Raw genomic sequence first — 16,644 nt, 5'->3', positions numbered from 1 at the left:
CTGAATAAGGTTTGAAGCGTAGATGGTTCTACTCATGAATTATTCTTGGCAACAAGGATATCCTTGCTTTTTACTAAAAGGCCGTCTGAATTTTCAGACGGCCTTTGATGAGATTAGGCAAATGCCTGCAATTCAGGGTTGATTTCAGTTTTGGCAAGGTTGTTGACGTAGTTGCACAAGGTTGCCAAAGCAACGCCCATAACTACTTCAACGGCTTGCTGTTGGTTGTAACCGGCATCGAAGAATGCTTTCAGCTCGTCGTCGGATACCGCACCTTTTTTCGCCATAACGGCTTGGGTGAATGTCGCCAAAGCACTCAGTTTGGCATCGTCAAACTCACCCGCAGCCAACGCGCGTGCGGCTTTGATGGATTGTTCGGACAACAGTTTTTTCAGGGTAGCCAGTTTAGTGTGGCCGGCAACGCAGAAACCGCATTCGTTGGTACGGGCGGCGATAATTTGGACAACTTCGACTTCGCCGTCAGTCAGGCTGTTGGCCGCATTCAGCTTGCCAACTTCTTGATAAAACGCCAAAGCTTCAGGCGCATTGGCCAAAACGCCGATCAGGTTAGGAATAAAGCCGTTGTTTTTCAATACGGCTTCAATGCGTGGTTTAGCGGCTTCAGGAGCGGTTTCGACTGTGTGTATGGTCAAGCGGGACATGTGTATAACCTTCTTATCTGGTGAAATGAAGTGCACATCATAAGCCATCCGTCTCCATCAGAAAAAGACTTATTGGTTATTTACCGCGAACCAAAAGTTATAAGGCCGTTTGAACGGATTCAGACGGCCTTATCAAATGATTCAACTCATTATTTCATAAAGTTTTTCAGTAGCATAGAAGCGATGTCGTCCAAGCCGAAGCCATCCGCATCTTGAGCCGTGCCGTTAGGCGTCGCTTTATCGACCAAGTCTGGCAACACTTTTGCCAACAAATCGCCTGCTTGGCCGGCATCCACGCCGAATTTTTGCGCGATTTGGTTTACCGTATCGCTACCCAAAGCATTTTGCAGGTCGCTGCCGGACACAGGCAGGTTGCTGGATTGGTTGGAAATCCAGCTGCTCAGGGCATCGCCCAAACCGCCTTGTTGCAGTTGGTTGATCAGGTTGCCCACGCCGCCTTGCTGTTTCACCAAATCCATCGCCATATCGGTCAGAGAACCTTGTGCGCCGTTTTCGCTGTTGCCACCCAACATTTGAGTAGCCGCATTCAAAAGATTGTCCATGAGTGCCATAACTTTTTCCTTGTATTTGTGTCTAAAAAAGAAAACGGAGTGTAGCAAAATTTGTGCTGAAAAAATTAGGCTTAACCAAACTAAACCTCTTTTATCCCAAAGCCGTAACAAAACAAAGGCCGTCTGAAACCCATTTTCAGACGGCCTTTATGATAAATAACGCTATTCTTCGCGGCCATTGAAAAACTCGGCCGCGCCACCTTCAAAAAAGCCTTGCAAAATCGCCTGTGCGGCTACTTGGTCAAGCACGGATTTTTGTTTTCGACCAAAAACTTGGGCTTCAGCAAGCAGGCTTTCCGCGTATAGGGAAGACATCCTTTCGTCCACCCAATAAACCGGCAAATTAAAACGTCCGTGCAAACGGCGGCCAAACTTGCGGCTCAAACGGGTCAGCTCATGCTCCGTGCCGTCGGTATGCGTCGGCAGGCCGACCACAAAATACTTGGGTTGCCATTCTTTGACCAGCTTGGCAATGGCCTCGAATTTTTCATCATTGCTGTTGCCGGTTACCGTTGCCAGCGGATGGGTCATGCCCAACTCGGCATCGCCCTGCGCCACGCCGATACGCGCCTCGCCGAAGTCAAAGGCCAAAACCGTGCCTTTTGGTGCATCAGGCATGGCCGACTCCTGAAACCAAGGCGTTCGGATTAACGCCCAATTTTTCAAAAGCGGCGGCATAACGAAGTTCGTATGGCACATCAAAAAGAATATGCTCGTCCGCAGGGACGGTCAACCAAACATTTTCTGCCAGCTCGCGCTCCAACTGCCCTTTGCCCCATTTTGAATAACCAATACTGATCAAAGCCTTGTCCACCGCACCTTCTTTAGACAAGTTTTCAATTACATCGCGCGAAGAAGTCAACGCCACATTATCAGTTACCACCATGCTGTTTTGCCAGCGACCGATCGGCGTATGCACGACATAGCCGCGCTCAATCTGAACCGGCCCGCCCATCATCACGTTTTCATGTTGCAGGCGCAATGGGATATTGCGGTCGGCGGCGGCGAAAATCATGTCCATGGTAATCGGCGAAGGCTTGTTGATGACGATGCCCAGCGCACCTTCTTCATCGTGTTCGCATACATAAATGACCGTATCCGTAAAAAACGGATCGTCCATATGAGGCATGGCAATCAGGAAATGGTTGGCTAAATTCATATTCTTCTTAATCTATTAAGCTGATTTTATTATTTTTGTCCGTCGGCAACCGGCGCGTCCACCACGCACGCACCGTAAACCGCGCCGCCTGCCGGTACCGGCGTATCGGTTTTCGCATGGGCAAAACACGATACCGCGCTCAAAGAGTTTTTCGGCGAACCTTGAACGATTTTATCGCTGTATACCAAATAAGCAAAAGACTTACGTTTCGGATCGTAGTAGCGGATAATCTGTTGGCTCTTAAATGCTATGCTGGCACTGCGTTTGAACACTTGTCGCGGTTTCAAAACCGCAGCCTCGTTATAACGGATGACTTCCGCACTTTGTACACAGGAAACCGATGCGTCGCTGGCATCTTCTTCCAAATTGACCGTTTCTTTCAAACCGCCTTTTTTCGCATACGAAATATAGCAGGCAACCCCCTGCACATCAGGATCATCAAAACCTTCCACTTCAATACGGTCGTTTTTACCCAGCATATGAAACACCGTACTGGCGCGTCCGATTTTATCGGTATTGTCACCGCAAGCCGCCAAAACCATGGCACCCAACACTACTAATAAATATTTTTTCATAATATCCCGTCGATGCAGACTGTCAGTTTCCAGGCAGACTAAACCCCGTCCGCCTCCTCTATCGTTACTATATAAGACCGTTCGTCCATATTGCAACCCGATATTATTTTCAGACGGCCTGACAGACAGTATAATCCGTCCTATTGTTCCTACTTTGATAGCAAGATCGAACCATGCGTTACAAACCCCTCATTCTCGCCCTGTTGCTCAGTTTCTCCCTGCCAACCTATGCTGCCAAAGACGCGCCGAAAGAAAAAGCGGCCGCCGTCAAAAAGGCTGCGCCCGTGAAAAAAGAGAAAGAAGCCGCTAAGGCAGATGTAAAAAAAGAAACCTCAAAAAAACAAGCAGTAAAAGAAAAAGAGGAAGACAAAAAAGCAATTAAAGCCAAAGCCTCCAAAGAAAAGGAAACCGCCGACAAAAACGAACGCGCTTCAGCCAAAAACAAACCGGCTAAAGCTGCCGAGGCCTCAGCCGACAATAAAAAGGCCAACCGTAAAGCCGAAGAACCTAAAGAAACAGCAAAAGACAAAAAAGCCACAGCCGCAAAATCCGGCAAAGCCAAAGAACAAGACAAGAAACCTGTTGAAGATAAAAAAGACAGCAAAGCCAAAGAACCTGCTAAAAAAGCGGCCGAGGATAAAAAAGACGGCAAAAAAACCAAAGAGCCAGTAAAAAAAGCAGCCGAAGACAAAAAGACTGAAGCTAAAGAACCTGCCAAAAAAGCTGTTGACGACAAAAAAGACGCTAAAAAAGACACAAAAGCCAAAGAGCAAAACAAAAAAGCCGAGCCTAAAGTTGAGCCTAAAGCCGCTTCTGCAGCCGACAACGATTTCAAAGCAGCCGTAACTGCCGCCTCCAACGACATGGAAACCAAAAAATCCTTTGCCAAACGCAACGAGGGTTTCATTATCCATGTTAATGCCACGCTCAAACAGCTGCAACAAACACGCAACAACCTCTCCGGCATCAACCGCAAACAACGCGACGCATGGGAAAAATTCCAAAAACTCAATGCCGATGCCAACCAGTTGAAAGCAGAAGTTTCCAATACGCGCGCCCAAATTTCACGCTTTGTGTCCGGCAACTATAAAAACAGCCAGCCCAACGCGGTTGCCCTCTTCCTGAAAAACGCCGATGCCGGTCAAAAAACCCGCTTCCTGCGTTACACGCGTTATATCAACGACGCCAACGACCAAGTCATGAGAGACTTGGAAAAACAACAGAAAGAGCTGGCAGCGCAAGAGCAAAAAATCAACAATGAATTGGCTTACCTGAAAAAACTGCAAGGCAATATTCAAGCCTCGTTGCGTCAACAAGGCGTAACCAATACCGCCGAACAAGCCGAAAGCCGCCGTCAAAACGCGCAGATGGCCAAAGAAGCGCAAAAGAAAATCAACCACAGAGAAAACGAGCAGCGCCTCAACAATCTTTTGAAAGATTTGGAAAAACGCAAAGCCGAGCAACGCAAAGCCGAAGCCGAAGCGCGTAAAAAAGCCGCCGAAGCCCGTTTGGCTGCTGCCGAAAAAGCCCGCAAAGAGCAAGCTGCCGCCCAACAAAAAGCCGAAGCCGAAGCCGAACGCGCCGCCATGTCCACGCTGACTGACGAAGACATGAAACTGCAAGCCCCGAACACCCAAGGCTTTATCGTCAGCAACGCCAACAGCTTCAGCCGTATGCAAGGCCGTCTGAAAAAACCGGTTAACGGCACACTGGCGGGCCTGTTTGGTCAAGACCGCGGCGATGGCGAAGTTTGGAAAGGCGTGTTCTACAATACTGTTCCTGCTCCGGTCAGCAGCATTGCCTCAGGCACGGTTACTTTTGCCGGCGAACTTGAAGGCTACGGCAAAGTGGTCGTCCTCGACCACGGCGACGGCTATGTCAGCATTTACTCCGGCCTGAGCGAAATCGACATCGCCCAAAATTACGCCGTCAATGCCGGCAGTAAAATTGGCACCAGCGGCACTTTGCCGTCGGGCGAAACCGGCCTTTACCTTGAAGTCCGCTACAACGGACAAGTCATGAATCCGCTTTCATGGATTAACTGATGCTTCAGACGGCCTGAGTGAATTTTCACTCCAGGCCGTCTGAATTTTCATCATAAACTACAATAAAACACGATTTTCACGCCTGTTCAGCACATTAAACAACAAACTTTTACCTTAAACTTATTGTTCCAAGAGTTTAAATCACATAAAGTCAACGGGTTCAGAGAAAACAAAAACCACTTTGCTTACCGTACACAAAAAGAAAGTCAAACGAATGTCAACAAAATCCACTTTAAAAAAAGTTGCAATCTACACTCTCGGCGCATTTAGCGGCATCGCCCTCAGTCTGAGTGTACAAAGTTTTGCCGCCGAAAAAGACAAAAAAGACAACGAGGCCCTGCCCGTGCAAACCATCCGCACTATGGCAGAAGTGTACGGCCAAATCAAAGCCAACTATTACCAAGACAAACCCGATGCTGAGCTCTTCGAAGGCGCAATGAAAGGCATGGTGTCCGATCTCGATCCGCATTCCGAGTATATGGACAAAAAAGGCTATGCCGAAATGAAAGAATCCACCAGCGGCGAATTCGGCGGTCTGGGCATGGAAATCGGACAAGAAGACGGCTTCGTCAAAGTCGTTGCCCCGATTGAAGACACTCCGGCAGAACGTGCCGGCGTGAAAAGCGGCGACTTCATCGTCAAAATCGACAATACCTCTACGCGCGGCCTGACCGTCAGCGAAGCCGTCAAAAAAATGCGCGGCAAACCGGGTACCAAAATTACCCTGACCCTTTCACGCAAAAATGCCGACAAACCCATCGTCGTCAACCTGACCCGCGCCATCATCAAAGTCAAAAGCGTGCGCCATCACCTGCTTGAAAAAGACTACGGCTACATCCGCGTCTCCCAATTCCAAGAGCGCACCGTTGCCGCGCTCAACGAAGCCGCACAAGCCCTCGTCAAAGAAAACAAAGGCCCGCTCAAAGGCATCATCCTCGACTTGCGCGACGACCCAGGCGGCCTGCTCAACGGTGCAGTCGGCGTATCCGCAGCCTTCCTGCAACCTGACGTAACCGTTGTCAGCACCAAAGGCCGCAACAAAAAAGAAGGCATGGTTCTCAAAGCAACTGCCGAAGACTACATCACCACCAGCGGCAAAGACCCGTTGGCCGGATTGCCTGCCGAGCTGAAAACCATTCCTATGACCGTCCTGATTAACGCAGGATCGGCCTCTGCTTCCGAAATCGTTGCCGGTGCATTGCAAGACCATAAACGTGCCGTCGTCGTCGGCACACAAAGTTTCGGCAAAGGCTCAGTGCAAACCCTGATTCCGCTTTCCGGCGGCAGCGCAGTCAAACTGACCACCGCCCTTTACTACACGCCAAACGACCGCTCGATTCAAGCGCAAGGCATTGTTCCTGACGTTGAAGTCAAAGATAAAGACCGCGCCTTTGAAAGCCGCGAAGCCGATTTGGTCGGCCATATCGGCAATCCGTTGGGCGGCCAAGACGTCAACAGCAGCACTGAAACGCCTGCCAACGCCGAAACCAAAGCCGATAAAGACAAATCCAAAAAAGACAAAGACGAAGACATCTCCAGCCGCCGCATTCCAAATCCGGCCAAAGATGATCAGCTTCGCAAAGCCTTGGACTTGGTGAAAAATCCAGCCGAATGGCAAAAATCTTTGGGCTTGGCAGCGAAAAAACCTGCGCCGAAAAAAGATGCAGATAAAGACAGCAAAAAATAAAACTGTTATTTCTCAATAAAAAAGGTCGTCTGAAAACGATATGATTGTTTTCAGACGACCTTTTCACACATCAAATATTCCACAGGGAAAACACTATGGCAAAAGCCCCCAAAACCATCTACCAATGTACCGAATGCGGCGGCACTTCCCCGAAATGGCAAGGCAAATGTCCGCATTGCGGCGAGTGGAACACGCTTCAGGAAAGCCTTGCCGCGCCCGAACCGAAAAACGCCCGCTTCCAATCTTGGGCGGCGGATACCTCGACCGTCCAGTCCCTATCCGCCGTTACCGCCACCGAAGTGCCGCGCAATCCGACCGGCATGGGCGAACTTGACCGCGTATTGGGCGGCGGTTTGGTTGATGGCGCGGTCATCCTGCTCGGCGGCGACCCTGGCATCGGCAAATCCACATTACTGTTGCAAACCATCGCCAAAATGGCGCAAAACCGCAAAGTGCTGTACGTTTCCGGCGAGGAATCTGCCCAACAAGTTGCCCTGCGCGCGCAACGTTTGGATCTGCCCACCGAAGGCGTGAACCTGCTTGCCGAAATCCGCATGGAAGCGATTCAGACGGCCTTAAAACAGCATCAGCCCGAAGTCGTCGTCATTGATTCCATCCAAACCATGTATTCCGACCAAATCACTTCCGCCCCCGGCTCCGTGTCGCAGGTGCGCGAGTGTGCCGCCCAACTGACGCGTATGGCGAAACAGATGGGCATCGCCATGATACTGGTCGGACACGTGACCAAAGACGGCGCGATTGCCGGCCCGCGCGTGCTGGAGCATATGGTCGATACCGTGCTGTATTTCGAGGGCGACCAACACTCCAACTACCGCATGATACGCGCCATCAAAAACCGTTTTGGTGCGGCAAACGAATTGGGCGTATTCGCCATGACCGAAAATGGTTTGAAAGGCGTATCCAACCCGTCCGCCATCTTCCTTGCCAGCTACCGCGACGACACGCCCGGTTCGTGCGTTTTGGTCACACAGGAAGGCAGCCGCCCGCTTTTGGTCGAAATTCAGGCATTGGTCGATGATGCACACGGTTTTACCCCCAAACGACTCACCGTCGGCCTCGAACAAAACCGCCTCGCCATGCTGCTCGCTGTCCTCAACCGCCACGGCGGCATTGCCTGCTTCGACCAAGACGTGTTCCTCAACGCCGTCGGCGGCGTCAAAATCGGCGAACCTGCCGCCGACCTCGCCGTCATCCTCGCTATGCTCTCCAGCTTCCGCAACCGCCCGCTGCCCGAAAAAATGGTCGCATTCGGCGAAATCGGTTTGAGCGGCGAAGTCCGCCCCGTCGCACGCGGACAAGAACGGCTCAAAGAAGCGAAAAAACTCGGCTTCAAACGCGCCATCGTCCCCAAAGCTAATATGCCGCGCAATGCCAAAGAGTTTCCGAACCTGAAAATCTACGGCGTCAGCAGTTTGCAAGAAGCGATTGATGTTTGTCGTGACGGGGACTAAACCGTTTCGATAATCTGATTCAAAAAACAATCATCTAAAAGGCCGTCTAAAAGTTTTCAGACGGCCTCTCTTTAAATTTAAATAATTTTGTTATATTATAACGAACGACTTTATTCTATCTTTTCTACACATCGAAAATCGGAGAGAAATCATGAAAAAAACCGCTTTGCTTATCGCATCAGCCTTCCTATTCAGCACTGCCGCACACGCCCACCGCGTTTGGGTTGAAACCGCCCACACACATGGCGGCGAATACCTTGAAGCCGAATTGGGCTATGGCGAATTCCCGGAGCTTGAGCCCATCGCCAAAGACCGCCTGCACATTTTCAGCAAACCCATGCAACTGGTGACTGAAAAAGGCAAAGAAAACATGATTCAAAAAGGCACATACAATTACCAATACCGCAGCAAACTGCCAGTCAAAGACGGCAGCTACTTGGTAACCGCCGAATACCAACCGACTTTCTGGTCAAAAAACAGCGCGGGCTGGAAGCAGGCAAGCATCAAAGAAATGCCTGATGCAAGCTATTGCGAACAAACCCGTATGTTCGGCAAAAACATCGTCAATGTTGGCCACGAAAGCGCAGATACCGCCATCATTACCAAGCAAGTCGGCCAACATTTGGAAATCGTACCTTTGGACAACCCAGCCAACGTCCACGTCGGCGAACGCTTCAAAGTCCGCGTCCTCTTCAATGGCGAGCCGCTGCCTAACGCCACCGTTACCGCCACATTTGACGGCTTCGACACCAGCGACCGCAGTAAAACCCATAAAACCGAAGCCCAAGCCTTCTCCGACACCACCGATGACAAAGGCGAAGTCAGCATCATTCCATTGCGCCAAGGTTTCTGGAAAGCCAACGTAGAACACAAAGCCGATTTCCCCGATCAAAGCGTGTGCCAAAAACAGGCGAACTACACCACTTTGACCTTCCAAATCGGTCATTCACATCATTAATTTTTCCATAACGAAAGGCCGTCTGAATATTTCAGACGGCCTTTATTCATCCTATTTAAGGACGATGCGGCGCAAACTGCCATTGTCCCAATTCCAAATTCAAATCAAACAGATTCAGACGGCCTATTGCCACGCGAACCAAGCGCAAACATGGAAAGCCTGCTTTCGCCGTCATCCTTCGCACTTGACGGTTTTTCCCTTCCGAAATTTTGATTTCCACCCAAAAATCAGGCACGGATTTACGCACGCGAATCGGCGGCACGCGCGGCCATAAAACATCCGCTTCACCTTCTTCCAATACCCTGACCTCAGCCGGACGAGTGACAAAATCGCCCAAATCTACGCCACGGCGCAACAAATCCAATTTGGCTTCATCAGGAGAACCCTCCACCTGCGCCCAATAAGTTTTGACCTGCTTAAATTTCGGATCGGCAATCTGCGCCTGCAAACGGCCATTATTGGTCAGCAGCAGCAAACCCTCGCTGTCCGTATCCAAACGGCCGGCTGGATAAAATCCCGGTTTCTCGACAAAATCCTTAAGGCATTGATGTTTTTCATGTGCAGAAAACTGGCAAATCACGCCATAAGGCTTGTTTAGAATAATCAAATCGTTCATTTCACACTTTCAGACGGCCTTGGATTTCAAGCAATTCCGGATAATAAAAAAGACACCGTATAAAACGGTGTCTTTCATATTTGGCGGAGTAAGAGGGATTCGAACCCTCGATGCAGGTTGACCCCACATGCTTCCTTAGCAGGGAAGTGCCTTCAGCCTCTCAGCCATTACTCCTAAGGAAGATCGCAATATACACTTTCTGCCCTCCTTCGTCAAGCATTACCGCCTCAAACTTTCTTAACGCCATGAAATCATTTAAATAAAAATATAATATTTTTTACATCATCCTATTTTTATACTTCTTTCATATATGTTAAAATGATTCTGTTTTCTGTAAACCTTTTTTCACTCTTACTTACAAAGAAGTCCGTATATTACACTTTCACTTTGGTTGCTGTATCAGCCTTGATGCTTGCTACTTATTCACAATCCAGTAACTCCCAAACTTAACAAAGTAACCAAAGGCGGTAACGAATACGAATGCCACATCGCTACATTCAACAGCCGTGTGGTTTTGAAAGGCAGCTTCCACTAAGCAATGTCAAAAATGCCGGACTTCAACATGAAGTTTGGCATTTTTCTATTTTATGGATACGACACCCCTTCACTGCCTGCTGGCCGATCCGTCTTTTGCCGCCAGCTACGACCATGCGTCTCTAAACGCAGCCGATTCCCAACGTTTGGCTGCCACGCCGCAACTGGCGCAGCGTCAGGACTGGCAAGTCAGCCGAGCGTTAAAACAGCAAACCGATTTACCGACTGTATCGCTGAGCCACAGCAAAGGCTTTGCCGCTTTATTGTGTGCGCCTCATCCCTTAATAGCCGGTGTCGATATCGAATTTATCCGCCCGCGCGATTTCAAAGCGTTGTCGGCTTTGGTCTGCACTCAGGAAGAACAAGACTTTTTGGAAACGGAAAACTGGCCGTCTGAAACGTTTTACCGATTGTGGTGTTTCAAGGAAGCATTGATTAAAGCTGCGAATTTGGATTTTCCGTCGGATATGAAATCGGTCGGCTATGTTTTCGATTCAGGGCAACCCGTCGGTTTACGCGCTGGAAAGCAAACCGATTGGCACGGCACAAGCGCGATTTTAGCGGATACGATGGCACTTGCCTGCGTTTGGAAGGGAAAAGCCGTCGCTCTGCAATGGCAGTTTTTCGGTTCGCTCAAGCCCAATGATTTAACCGACCGGCAAACTATCTAACAACTGACAAAATAATAATAATCTGATTTAATTTACTGCACTTTTACTTATTCCACACACCAACAGCAGCATTTGCAAAAGGCCGTCTGAACGATGAATCTTCGCCTCCTAAACCGCCTCTATACTGCCCTTATTCTGTTTCTTACCCTGTTTTTGGTTTATGCCTTTGCTTCACAAGCGCGCATCCAAACCGATTTGACCGCATTGTTGCCAAGCGAGCAGCAACCCGATGCCTTACTGACGGCTGCAGATAAAGCCGCAGAAGCGCAGCTCAATTCGCAAGTCATTTTGCTTGCAGGCAGTACCGATGCCGAAACCGCTTTTCAGACGGCCTCACAAATTGCCGATGCATGGCGCAAAAGCGGCGTATTTGAACAAGTCGACAGCAGCATGACGCCGAATTTGGATAAAGTGCGGGCGGATATGCAGAAGCTGAGTTTGGCAGTTTTGCCGCAAGACGAAATACGCCTGCTGTTTGAGCAGCCGCAAGCCTATTTTCAGGCTCGGGCAGAAGCCGCGGCCAATCCGTTTGCCGCCCCCTCGCCTTTGTCTTTAGAACAAGACTGGCTGGGCTTCGGACGCTTTGTTGCCGACAAGGCCAATCCGCAAAGCCGTTTACAGTGGGACATGGACAACGGTATGTTGTTTGCCGAAGACAAAGGCAAAACTTGGGTATTCTTGCGCGGACGGCTCGCCGGCGGCGATCAATTTTCCGGCAACGATGCCCTCTTACCGCTGATGGCGCAAAGCCGTCAAATCGCTTCGGAAAACGGCGCGGAAACCTTAAGCGCAGGTGGCGCATTGTTTGCCGCCGTATCCAAAGCAGCCGCAGAAAAAGAAAGTCGGCTGATGAGCATGGTCGGACTTGGGCTGACCTTTGCGCTGCTGTTGTGGGTCTTCCGCAGCGGCCGAGTATTTTTGCTGTCCTTGCCGCTGGCCGCCGGTATGTTGACCGGATTGGCAGTTGCTTTATTGGTGTTCGGCGAAGTGCATATCCTGACCATCGTCATCGGCACCAGCTTGGTGGGTATGTTGGTGGATTTCCCGTTGCACTGGCTTGCTCCGTCGGTATTCGGGCCGTCTGAAAAGACCGTTTGGCAGGCTGAATCGGCAATGAAACATGTCTTGCCAAGTTTTGCCGTCAGCCTGACAATTACCGTCTTGGGCTATGCGCTGCTGTGGTTCACCCCTTTGCCTGTATTGCGCCAAACCGCGGTATTTTCAGGCTTCGCTTTATTTGGCGCGTTTGGTGCCACCGTTTTATGGCTGCCGCCGCTGTTTCGCCGCTACCGTGCCAAAACCGTGCCTTTTGCCGCATTAACCGAAAAGCTCTATTCCTTGTCAGGCCGTCTGAAAAACCGCCTACACAAACGCGGCTGGTTAATCGTGGGCGGAGTTTTGCTGGCAGTCGGACTGTGGCGCAGCGACTGGCGTGACGACATCCGTCAATGGGTCAATATGCCGACCGCGATGTTGACCGAAGTACAACAAATCGGCCAGTTGAGCGGCACGGATTTTGGCGGCAAATATTTGGTGGCCGAAGCACAAAGCGAAGATGCCTTGTTGAAGAAAACCGCCGAACTCGGCCGCGCCCTGCAGCCCTTAATCGCGCAAGGCAAACTGTCCGGCATCCAATCGCCCGACCAATTCATCCTGCCGACAACGGAACAACAAAAACTACAAAACCGCCTGCGCGAATTGACCAAATTACCTGATAGCTGGAAACCGCTCACAGAAATCGGTATTCCGCGCAAAACTGTGCGCGATGCCCTGCTTCAAGCTGCCGACACGCAACCATTGTCGCTTTCAGACGGCCTGAATACCGATTTGGCAGAAGCTTGGCGTTCCTTGTATTTGGGCGAAGTGGAACCAGGCCGTTTTGCTGCCGTCGTGCGTTTGAACGGCATGACCGATGAAGCCGCCGTACGCGCCGCGGCGCAACACGTCTCCGGCGTACATTGGGCAGACAAACGCGCCCACTTAAACGAGCTTTTCCACCACACGCGCAATCAGGCCGCATGGTTAAAACTGGCTTCCTATGCGTTGGCATGGCTGCTTTTGTGGAAAATGTTTGGTTTCAAACGCGGCAGCAAAATCCTTGCCGTGCCGCTGGCCGCCGCCATCTGCACCGTTGCCGTACTCGGTTTGGCAGGCATTCCCGTCAGCCTGTTTGCCATGTTCGGCCTGCTTTTAGTGTCCGCCATCGGCGTGGACTATGCCGTCTATGCCGCCACAGCACACCACAGCGCCCCGGCAAAATTAGGCGGTATGCTGCTTGCCGCAGCGACGACAGCCATTTCCTTTGCCCTGCTCGCCATCAGCAGCACGCCCGCTGTTGCCGCGTTCGGCATGACGGTTACCATCGGTGTGGCATTCAATATTTGGCTGGCAGGTACATTGTTGAAAAATTAGACAAAAGATGAAGACGATTGAAATCGAAGCCGCATTTGCCTGGTTGATGGCCAACCGCCAATACAATCCGGAAGGCAAACTTCCGCCGCAACAATGGAACAACATACCCGATTCCGAGCTGCCCAACATCGCTTTGACCGACGAAAACAGCCGCTGGCCGTCTGAAAAACGCATCGCCGCCAGCTCATCATTTGCCTTCGACGGCAGCAATGCTGTTTTGATTATCGGATAAGTCCTTATATTTAGGCTGTCTTTTCAGACGGCCTTTTTCTTTTCCGCAACTTAAAAAACAATAACATCAAAACAACAACCAAATCCGCCGAAATATGCCATAATAGGCTTAGCACGTTTCATCTCGCGATGTGCCCGAAAAGAAAAACTTAACCTACATAGAGAATAATCCCATGACTAAATCCACCATTATCTATACCTACACCGACGAAGCTCCTGCATTGGCCACTCAATCCCTGTTGCCAATCGTGCAGGCGTTTACCCGCCACGCTGATATTGATGTCAAAACCAGCGACATTTCTCTCTCCGGCCGTATTTTGGCGGCGTTTCCCGAATACCTGACCGAAGCGCAACGCGTACCTGATGCGCTTGCCGAATTGGGCGAACTGGTGAAACAACCCGATGCAAACGTGATCAAACTGCCGAACATCAGCGCATCCGTACCTCAACTGACTGCCGCGATTAAAGAATTGCAGTCTAAAGGCTTTGCCGTTCCCGACTATCCTGCTGACCCTCAAACCGATGAAGAAAAAGCCGTGCGCGAACGTTACGACCGCATCAAAGGCAGCGCGGTAAACCCTGTCCTGCGTGAAGGCAACTCCGACCGTCGCGCGCCTAAGGCAGTGAAAAACTTTGCGAAAAAACATCCGCACAGCATGGGCGCATGGACGAAAGACTCCAAAACCCACGTTGCCACCATGCAAAGCGGCGACTTTTTCCATAACGAACAATCCGTTACCGTACCTGAAGCAACTTCCGTATCCATCGTATTCACCGACAAACAAGGCAACAAAAAAGAGCTGCGCGAGCCTGTTGCCCTGAAAGCCGGCGAAATCATCGACGCGACCGTAATGAGCAAAAAAGCCCTGCTCGCCTTCCTTGCCGAACAAGTGAAAGACGCAAAAGCTAAAGGCGTATTGTTCTCGCTGCACATGAAAGCCACCATGATGAAAGTGTCCGACCCGATTATCTTCGGACACGCCGTCAAAGTATTCTTCGCGCCTGTATTTGAAAAATTCGGTGACAAACTGGCTGCCGCAGGCGTCAATGTCAACAACGGCTTCGGCAACCTGCTTGCCAATCTGGACAAACTGGATGCGGACACCCGCGCCGCCGTTGAAGCTGAAATCGCCGCCGTTTACGCAGCCAACCCTGATTTGGCCATGGTTGATTCCGACAAAGGCATCACCAACCTGCACGTTCCTAGTGATGTCATCGTCGATGCTTCTATGCCTGCGATGATTCGTAATTCCGGCCGTATGTGGGATAAAGACGGCAAAGCGCAAGACACCAAAGCCGTGATTCCTGACAGCAGCTACGCCGGTGTTTACCAAGCAACCATCGACTTCTGCCGCGAACACGGCGCATTTGACCCGACAACCATGGGTACCGTTCCTAACGTCGGCCTGATGGCGCAAGCAGCCGAAGAATACGGTTCGCACAACAAAACTTTTGAAATCGAAGCTGACGGCCAAGTTCAAGTCATTGATGCAGCAGGTAATGTCCTGATGCAACACGACGTTGAAGCCGGCGACATCTGGCGTATGTGCCAAACCAAAGACGCTCCGGTTAAAGACTGGGTACTACTCGCTGTTAACCGCGCTCGTCTGAGCAATACACCAGCCGTGTTCTGGCTCGATGAAAACCGTCCGCACGACAAGAGTCTGCTCGCCAAGGTTAAAGCTTACCTTGCCGAACTGGATACAAACGGCCTCGACATCCGCGTCCTCGCTCCTGAAGAAGCCGCTAAATTCAGCTTAGGCCGTCTGAAAAACGGTGAAGACACCATCTCTGTAACCGGTAACGTCCTGCGCGACTACCTGACCGACTTGTTCCCAATTTTGGAACTGGGTACCAGCGCGAAAATGCTGTCTATCGTTCCATTGATGAATGGCGGTGGTATGTTTGAAACCGGCGCGGGCGGCTCCGCACCGAAACATGTTCAACAATTTCTCGAAGAAAACCACTTACGTTGGGACTCTTTGGGCGAATTCCTCGCTCTTGCCGTATCGTTTGAACATCTGGCGCAAAAAACCGGTAATGCCAAAGCCCAAGTCCTCGCCGACACTTTGGATGCAGCCACCGAAAAACTGCTGTTGAACGACAAATCGCCTAAACGCAAAGCAGGCGAACTCGACAACCGCGGCAGCCATTTCTACCTCACCCTCTACTGGGCGCAAGAATTGGCGGCGCAAGACAAAGATGCCGAACTGAAAGCCGCATTTGCTCCATTGGCAGCCGCTTTGACTGCCGACGAAGCCAAAATCGTTGAAGAACTCTCTGCCGTACAAGGCAAAGCGGTCGACATCGGTGGCTACTACGCAGCCAATCCTGAAAAAGCTGCACAAGCGATGCGTCCAAGCGTAACCTTTAATCAGGCCTTGTCAGCCTTATAATTAAAGCAATAAAAGGCCGTCTGAACTTTCAGACGGCCTCAAACCTTATGGAAACACAATGAAAAAAACCATTCTTTCTCTTACTCTTCTCATCAGCTCTCCGGCTTTGTGGGCATTTTCCCCTGCCGAATTGGCACAAACCTTGCAAAAACCGCAAAACGTGCAAGGCAATTTTGTCCAACAACGCCAGCTCAAATCCCTCAGCAAACCCATGACCACCAGCGGCAGCTTTACCCTTGTCCCACAAAAAGGCCTGCTCTGGAAAATGCAAAAACCATTTGAAACCACCCTGCGCGTGCGTTCAGACGGTATCATGCAATGGAACGGCAGCCAATGGGTCAACCCAAATGCCAGCAAACTCAACGGCCAAAGCCGCCAAATCAAACTCTTCCTCGACCTTTTGGGAGGCAATACCCAAGGCTTGGAAAAACAATTTGATTTGAAATTAAACGGCAACGAGAAAAAATGGACGTTGACCCTGACTCCGAAAACCGCCATTACCCGCCAAATCTTCAACCGTATCGAAATCAACGGCGATACGCTGGTACGAAAAATCGAATTGGACGAAAAACAAGGCGACAAAACCATCATGCAGTTCAACCAAATCCAAACCGATAAAGCTCTGGACAGCTTCAGCCGTACCGCCCTCTAAAT

Annotated in this window: 15 protein-coding genes, 1 tRNA gene and 1 pseudogene; 10 read left to right on the top strand and 7 right to left on the bottom strand. The window is 50.5% G+C overall.

Annotation, left to right across the window (positions count from 1 at the left end):
• Positions 1-113: 113 nt before the first annotated feature.
• The 5 genes from ACTHTS_RS03800 to ACTHTS_RS03780 form a co-directional block, all read right to left on the bottom strand.
• Entirely contained in the window at positions 114-662 is a 549-nt protein-coding gene (locus ACTHTS_RS03800; RefSeq protein WP_039862234.1) for a carboxymuconolactone decarboxylase family protein, read from the bottom strand.
• A 149-nt stretch (positions 663-811) separates the two neighbouring features.
• The gene (locus ACTHTS_RS03795) at positions 812-1,234 is read right to left on the bottom strand and encodes a YidB family protein (protein WP_070646772.1); all 423 of its coding nucleotides are present in this window, start codon (positions 1,232-1,234) and stop codon (positions 812-814) included.
• A gap of 162 nt (positions 1,235-1,396) precedes the next feature.
• The gene (gene ruvX / locus ACTHTS_RS03790; protein ID WP_070646771.1) at positions 1,397-1,852 is read right to left on the bottom strand and encodes a Holliday junction resolvase RuvX; all 456 of its coding nucleotides are present in this window, start codon (positions 1,850-1,852) and stop codon (positions 1,397-1,399) included.
• Positions 1,845-2,393, bottom strand: coding sequence for a YqgE/AlgH family protein (locus tag ACTHTS_RS03785; protein ID WP_003680465.1), 549 nt, complete (start codon positions 2,391-2,393; stop codon positions 1,845-1,847). The genes ruvX and ACTHTS_RS03785 overlap by 8 nt, the downstream gene beginning before the upstream one ends.
• 29 nt (positions 2,394-2,422) lie before the next feature.
• Positions 2,423-2,968 (bottom strand): CreA family protein, encoded by a 546-nt coding sequence (locus ACTHTS_RS03780; RefSeq protein WP_049328632.1) that lies wholly within the window; start codon positions 2,966-2,968, stop codon positions 2,423-2,425.
• Positions 2,969-3,141: 173 nt separating this feature from the next.
• Here ACTHTS_RS03780 and ACTHTS_RS03775 point away from each other — a divergent pair, with 173 nt between their 5' ends.
• The 4 genes from ACTHTS_RS03775 to ACTHTS_RS03760 all read left to right on the top strand — a co-directional run bounded on the left by ACTHTS_RS03775 (position 3,142) and on the right by ACTHTS_RS03760 (position 9,130).
• The gene (locus tag ACTHTS_RS03775; RefSeq protein ID WP_440369261.1) at positions 3,142-5,013 is read left to right on the top strand and encodes a peptidoglycan DD-metalloendopeptidase family protein; all 1,872 of its coding nucleotides are present in this window, start codon (positions 3,142-3,144) and stop codon (positions 5,011-5,013) included.
• A gap of 214 nt (positions 5,014-5,227) precedes the next feature.
• On the top strand, positions 5,228-6,700 hold the full coding sequence (locus ACTHTS_RS03770) for a S41 family peptidase (protein ID WP_004520081.1): 1,473 nt from the start codon (positions 5,228-5,230) through the stop codon (positions 6,698-6,700).
• Positions 6,701-6,795: 95 nt separating this feature from the next.
• On the top strand, positions 6,796-8,172 hold the full coding sequence (gene radA, locus ACTHTS_RS03765) for a DNA repair protein RadA (protein ID WP_440369260.1): 1,377 nt from the start codon (positions 6,796-6,798) through the stop codon (positions 8,170-8,172).
• A gap of 151 nt (positions 8,173-8,323) precedes the next feature.
• On the top strand, positions 8,324-9,130 hold the full coding sequence (locus tag ACTHTS_RS03760) for a DUF4198 domain-containing protein (RefSeq protein ID WP_440369259.1): 807 nt from the start codon (positions 8,324-8,326) through the stop codon (positions 9,128-9,130).
• Positions 9,131-9,185: 55 nt separating this feature from the next.
• Here the strand turns inward: ACTHTS_RS03760 and ACTHTS_RS03755 are convergent, their stop codons facing one another.
• Positions 9,186-9,746, bottom strand: coding sequence for a pseudouridine synthase (locus ACTHTS_RS03755; RefSeq protein WP_049332414.1), 561 nt, complete (start codon positions 9,744-9,746; stop codon positions 9,186-9,188).
• A gap of 81 nt (positions 9,747-9,827) precedes the next feature.
• Positions 9,828-9,920, bottom strand: a tRNA-Ser gene (locus tag ACTHTS_RS03750).
• A 238-nt stretch (positions 9,921-10,158) separates the two neighbouring features.
• Between ACTHTS_RS03750 and ACTHTS_RS03745 the strand changes: the two genes are divergently transcribed.
• The 6 genes and pseudogenes from ACTHTS_RS03745 to ACTHTS_RS03720 all read left to right on the top strand — a co-directional run bounded on the left by ACTHTS_RS03745 (position 10,159) and on the right by ACTHTS_RS03720 (position 16,642).
• A complete protein-coding gene (locus tag ACTHTS_RS03745; RefSeq protein ID WP_440369452.1) occupies positions 10,159-10,281 on the top strand; it encodes a hypothetical protein in 123 nt (40 codons plus the stop codon).
• 52 nt (positions 10,282-10,333) lie between these two features.
• Complete coding sequence (locus ACTHTS_RS03740; RefSeq protein ID WP_440369258.1) at positions 10,334-10,951, top strand: 4'-phosphopantetheinyl transferase family protein; 618 nt, start codon at positions 10,334-10,336, stop codon at positions 10,949-10,951.
• 93 nt (positions 10,952-11,044) lie between these two features.
• On the top strand, positions 11,045-13,363 hold the full coding sequence (locus ACTHTS_RS03735) for an MMPL family transporter (RefSeq protein WP_440369257.1): 2,319 nt from the start codon (positions 11,045-11,047) through the stop codon (positions 13,361-13,363).
• Positions 13,364-13,385: 22 nt separating this feature from the next.
• Positions 13,386-13,595: pseudogene (locus tag ACTHTS_RS03730) on the top strand (beta-ketoacyl-[acyl-carrier-protein] synthase II); the annotation flags it as partial.
• A 172-nt stretch (positions 13,596-13,767) separates the two neighbouring features.
• Complete coding sequence (locus tag ACTHTS_RS03725; protein WP_440369256.1) at positions 13,768-15,990, top strand: NADP-dependent isocitrate dehydrogenase; 2,223 nt, start codon at positions 13,768-13,770, stop codon at positions 15,988-15,990.
• Between the two features lie 58 nt (positions 15,991-16,048).
• Entirely contained in the window at positions 16,049-16,642 is a 594-nt protein-coding gene (locus tag ACTHTS_RS03720; protein ID WP_440369255.1) for a LolA family protein, read from the top strand.
• Positions 16,643-16,644: the final 2 nt, after the last annotated feature.

The organism is Neisseria sp. P0019.S003, assembly GCF_051957115.1.
GTDB classification, from domain to species: Bacteria; Pseudomonadota; Gammaproteobacteria; order Burkholderiales; family Neisseriaceae; genus Neisseria; species Neisseria flavescens_D.
Note: the sequence above shows the minus strand (reverse complement) of the source record. Positions and strands in the feature narration are given on the sequence as shown.

What these genes read in the sequence shown, in the direction of transcription:
- ACTHTS_RS03800 (WP_039862234.1), bottom strand. Translation starts at nt 662, where the DNA reads ATGTCCCGCTTGACCATACACACAGTCGAAACCGCTCCTGAAGCCGCT.
- ACTHTS_RS03795 (WP_070646772.1), bottom strand. Translation starts at nt 1,234, where the DNA reads ATGGCACTCATGGACAATCTTTTGAATGCGGCTACTCAAATGTTGGGT.
- ruvX (WP_070646771.1), bottom strand. Translation starts at nt 1,852, where the DNA reads ATGCCTGATGCACCAAAAGGCACGGTTTTGGCCTTTGACTTCGGCGAG.
- ACTHTS_RS03785 (WP_003680465.1), bottom strand. Translation starts at nt 2,393, where the DNA reads ATGAATTTAGCCAACCATTTCCTGATTGCCATGCCTCATATGGACGAT.
- ACTHTS_RS03780 (WP_049328632.1), bottom strand. Translation starts at nt 2,968, where the DNA reads ATGAAAAAATATTTATTAGTAGTGTTGGGTGCCATGGTTTTGGCGGCT.
- ACTHTS_RS03775 (WP_440369261.1), top strand. Translation starts at nt 3,142, where the DNA reads ATGCGTTACAAACCCCTCATTCTCGCCCTGTTGCTCAGTTTCTCCCTG.
- ACTHTS_RS03770 (WP_004520081.1), top strand. Translation starts at nt 5,228, where the DNA reads ATGTCAACAAAATCCACTTTAAAAAAAGTTGCAATCTACACTCTCGGC.
- radA (WP_440369260.1), top strand. Translation starts at nt 6,796, where the DNA reads ATGGCAAAAGCCCCCAAAACCATCTACCAATGTACCGAATGCGGCGGC.
- ACTHTS_RS03760 (WP_440369259.1), top strand. Translation starts at nt 8,324, where the DNA reads ATGAAAAAAACCGCTTTGCTTATCGCATCAGCCTTCCTATTCAGCACT.
- ACTHTS_RS03755 (WP_049332414.1), bottom strand. Translation starts at nt 9,746, where the DNA reads ATGAACGATTTGATTATTCTAAACAAGCCTTATGGCGTGATTTGCCAG.
- ACTHTS_RS03740 (WP_440369258.1), top strand. Translation starts at nt 10,334, where the DNA reads ATGGATACGACACCCCTTCACTGCCTGCTGGCCGATCCGTCTTTTGCC.
- ACTHTS_RS03735 (WP_440369257.1), top strand. Translation starts at nt 11,045, where the DNA reads ATGAATCTTCGCCTCCTAAACCGCCTCTATACTGCCCTTATTCTGTTT.
- ACTHTS_RS03725 (WP_440369256.1), top strand. Translation starts at nt 13,768, where the DNA reads ATGACTAAATCCACCATTATCTATACCTACACCGACGAAGCTCCTGCA.
- ACTHTS_RS03720 (WP_440369255.1), top strand. Translation starts at nt 16,049, where the DNA reads ATGAAAAAAACCATTCTTTCTCTTACTCTTCTCATCAGCTCTCCGGCT.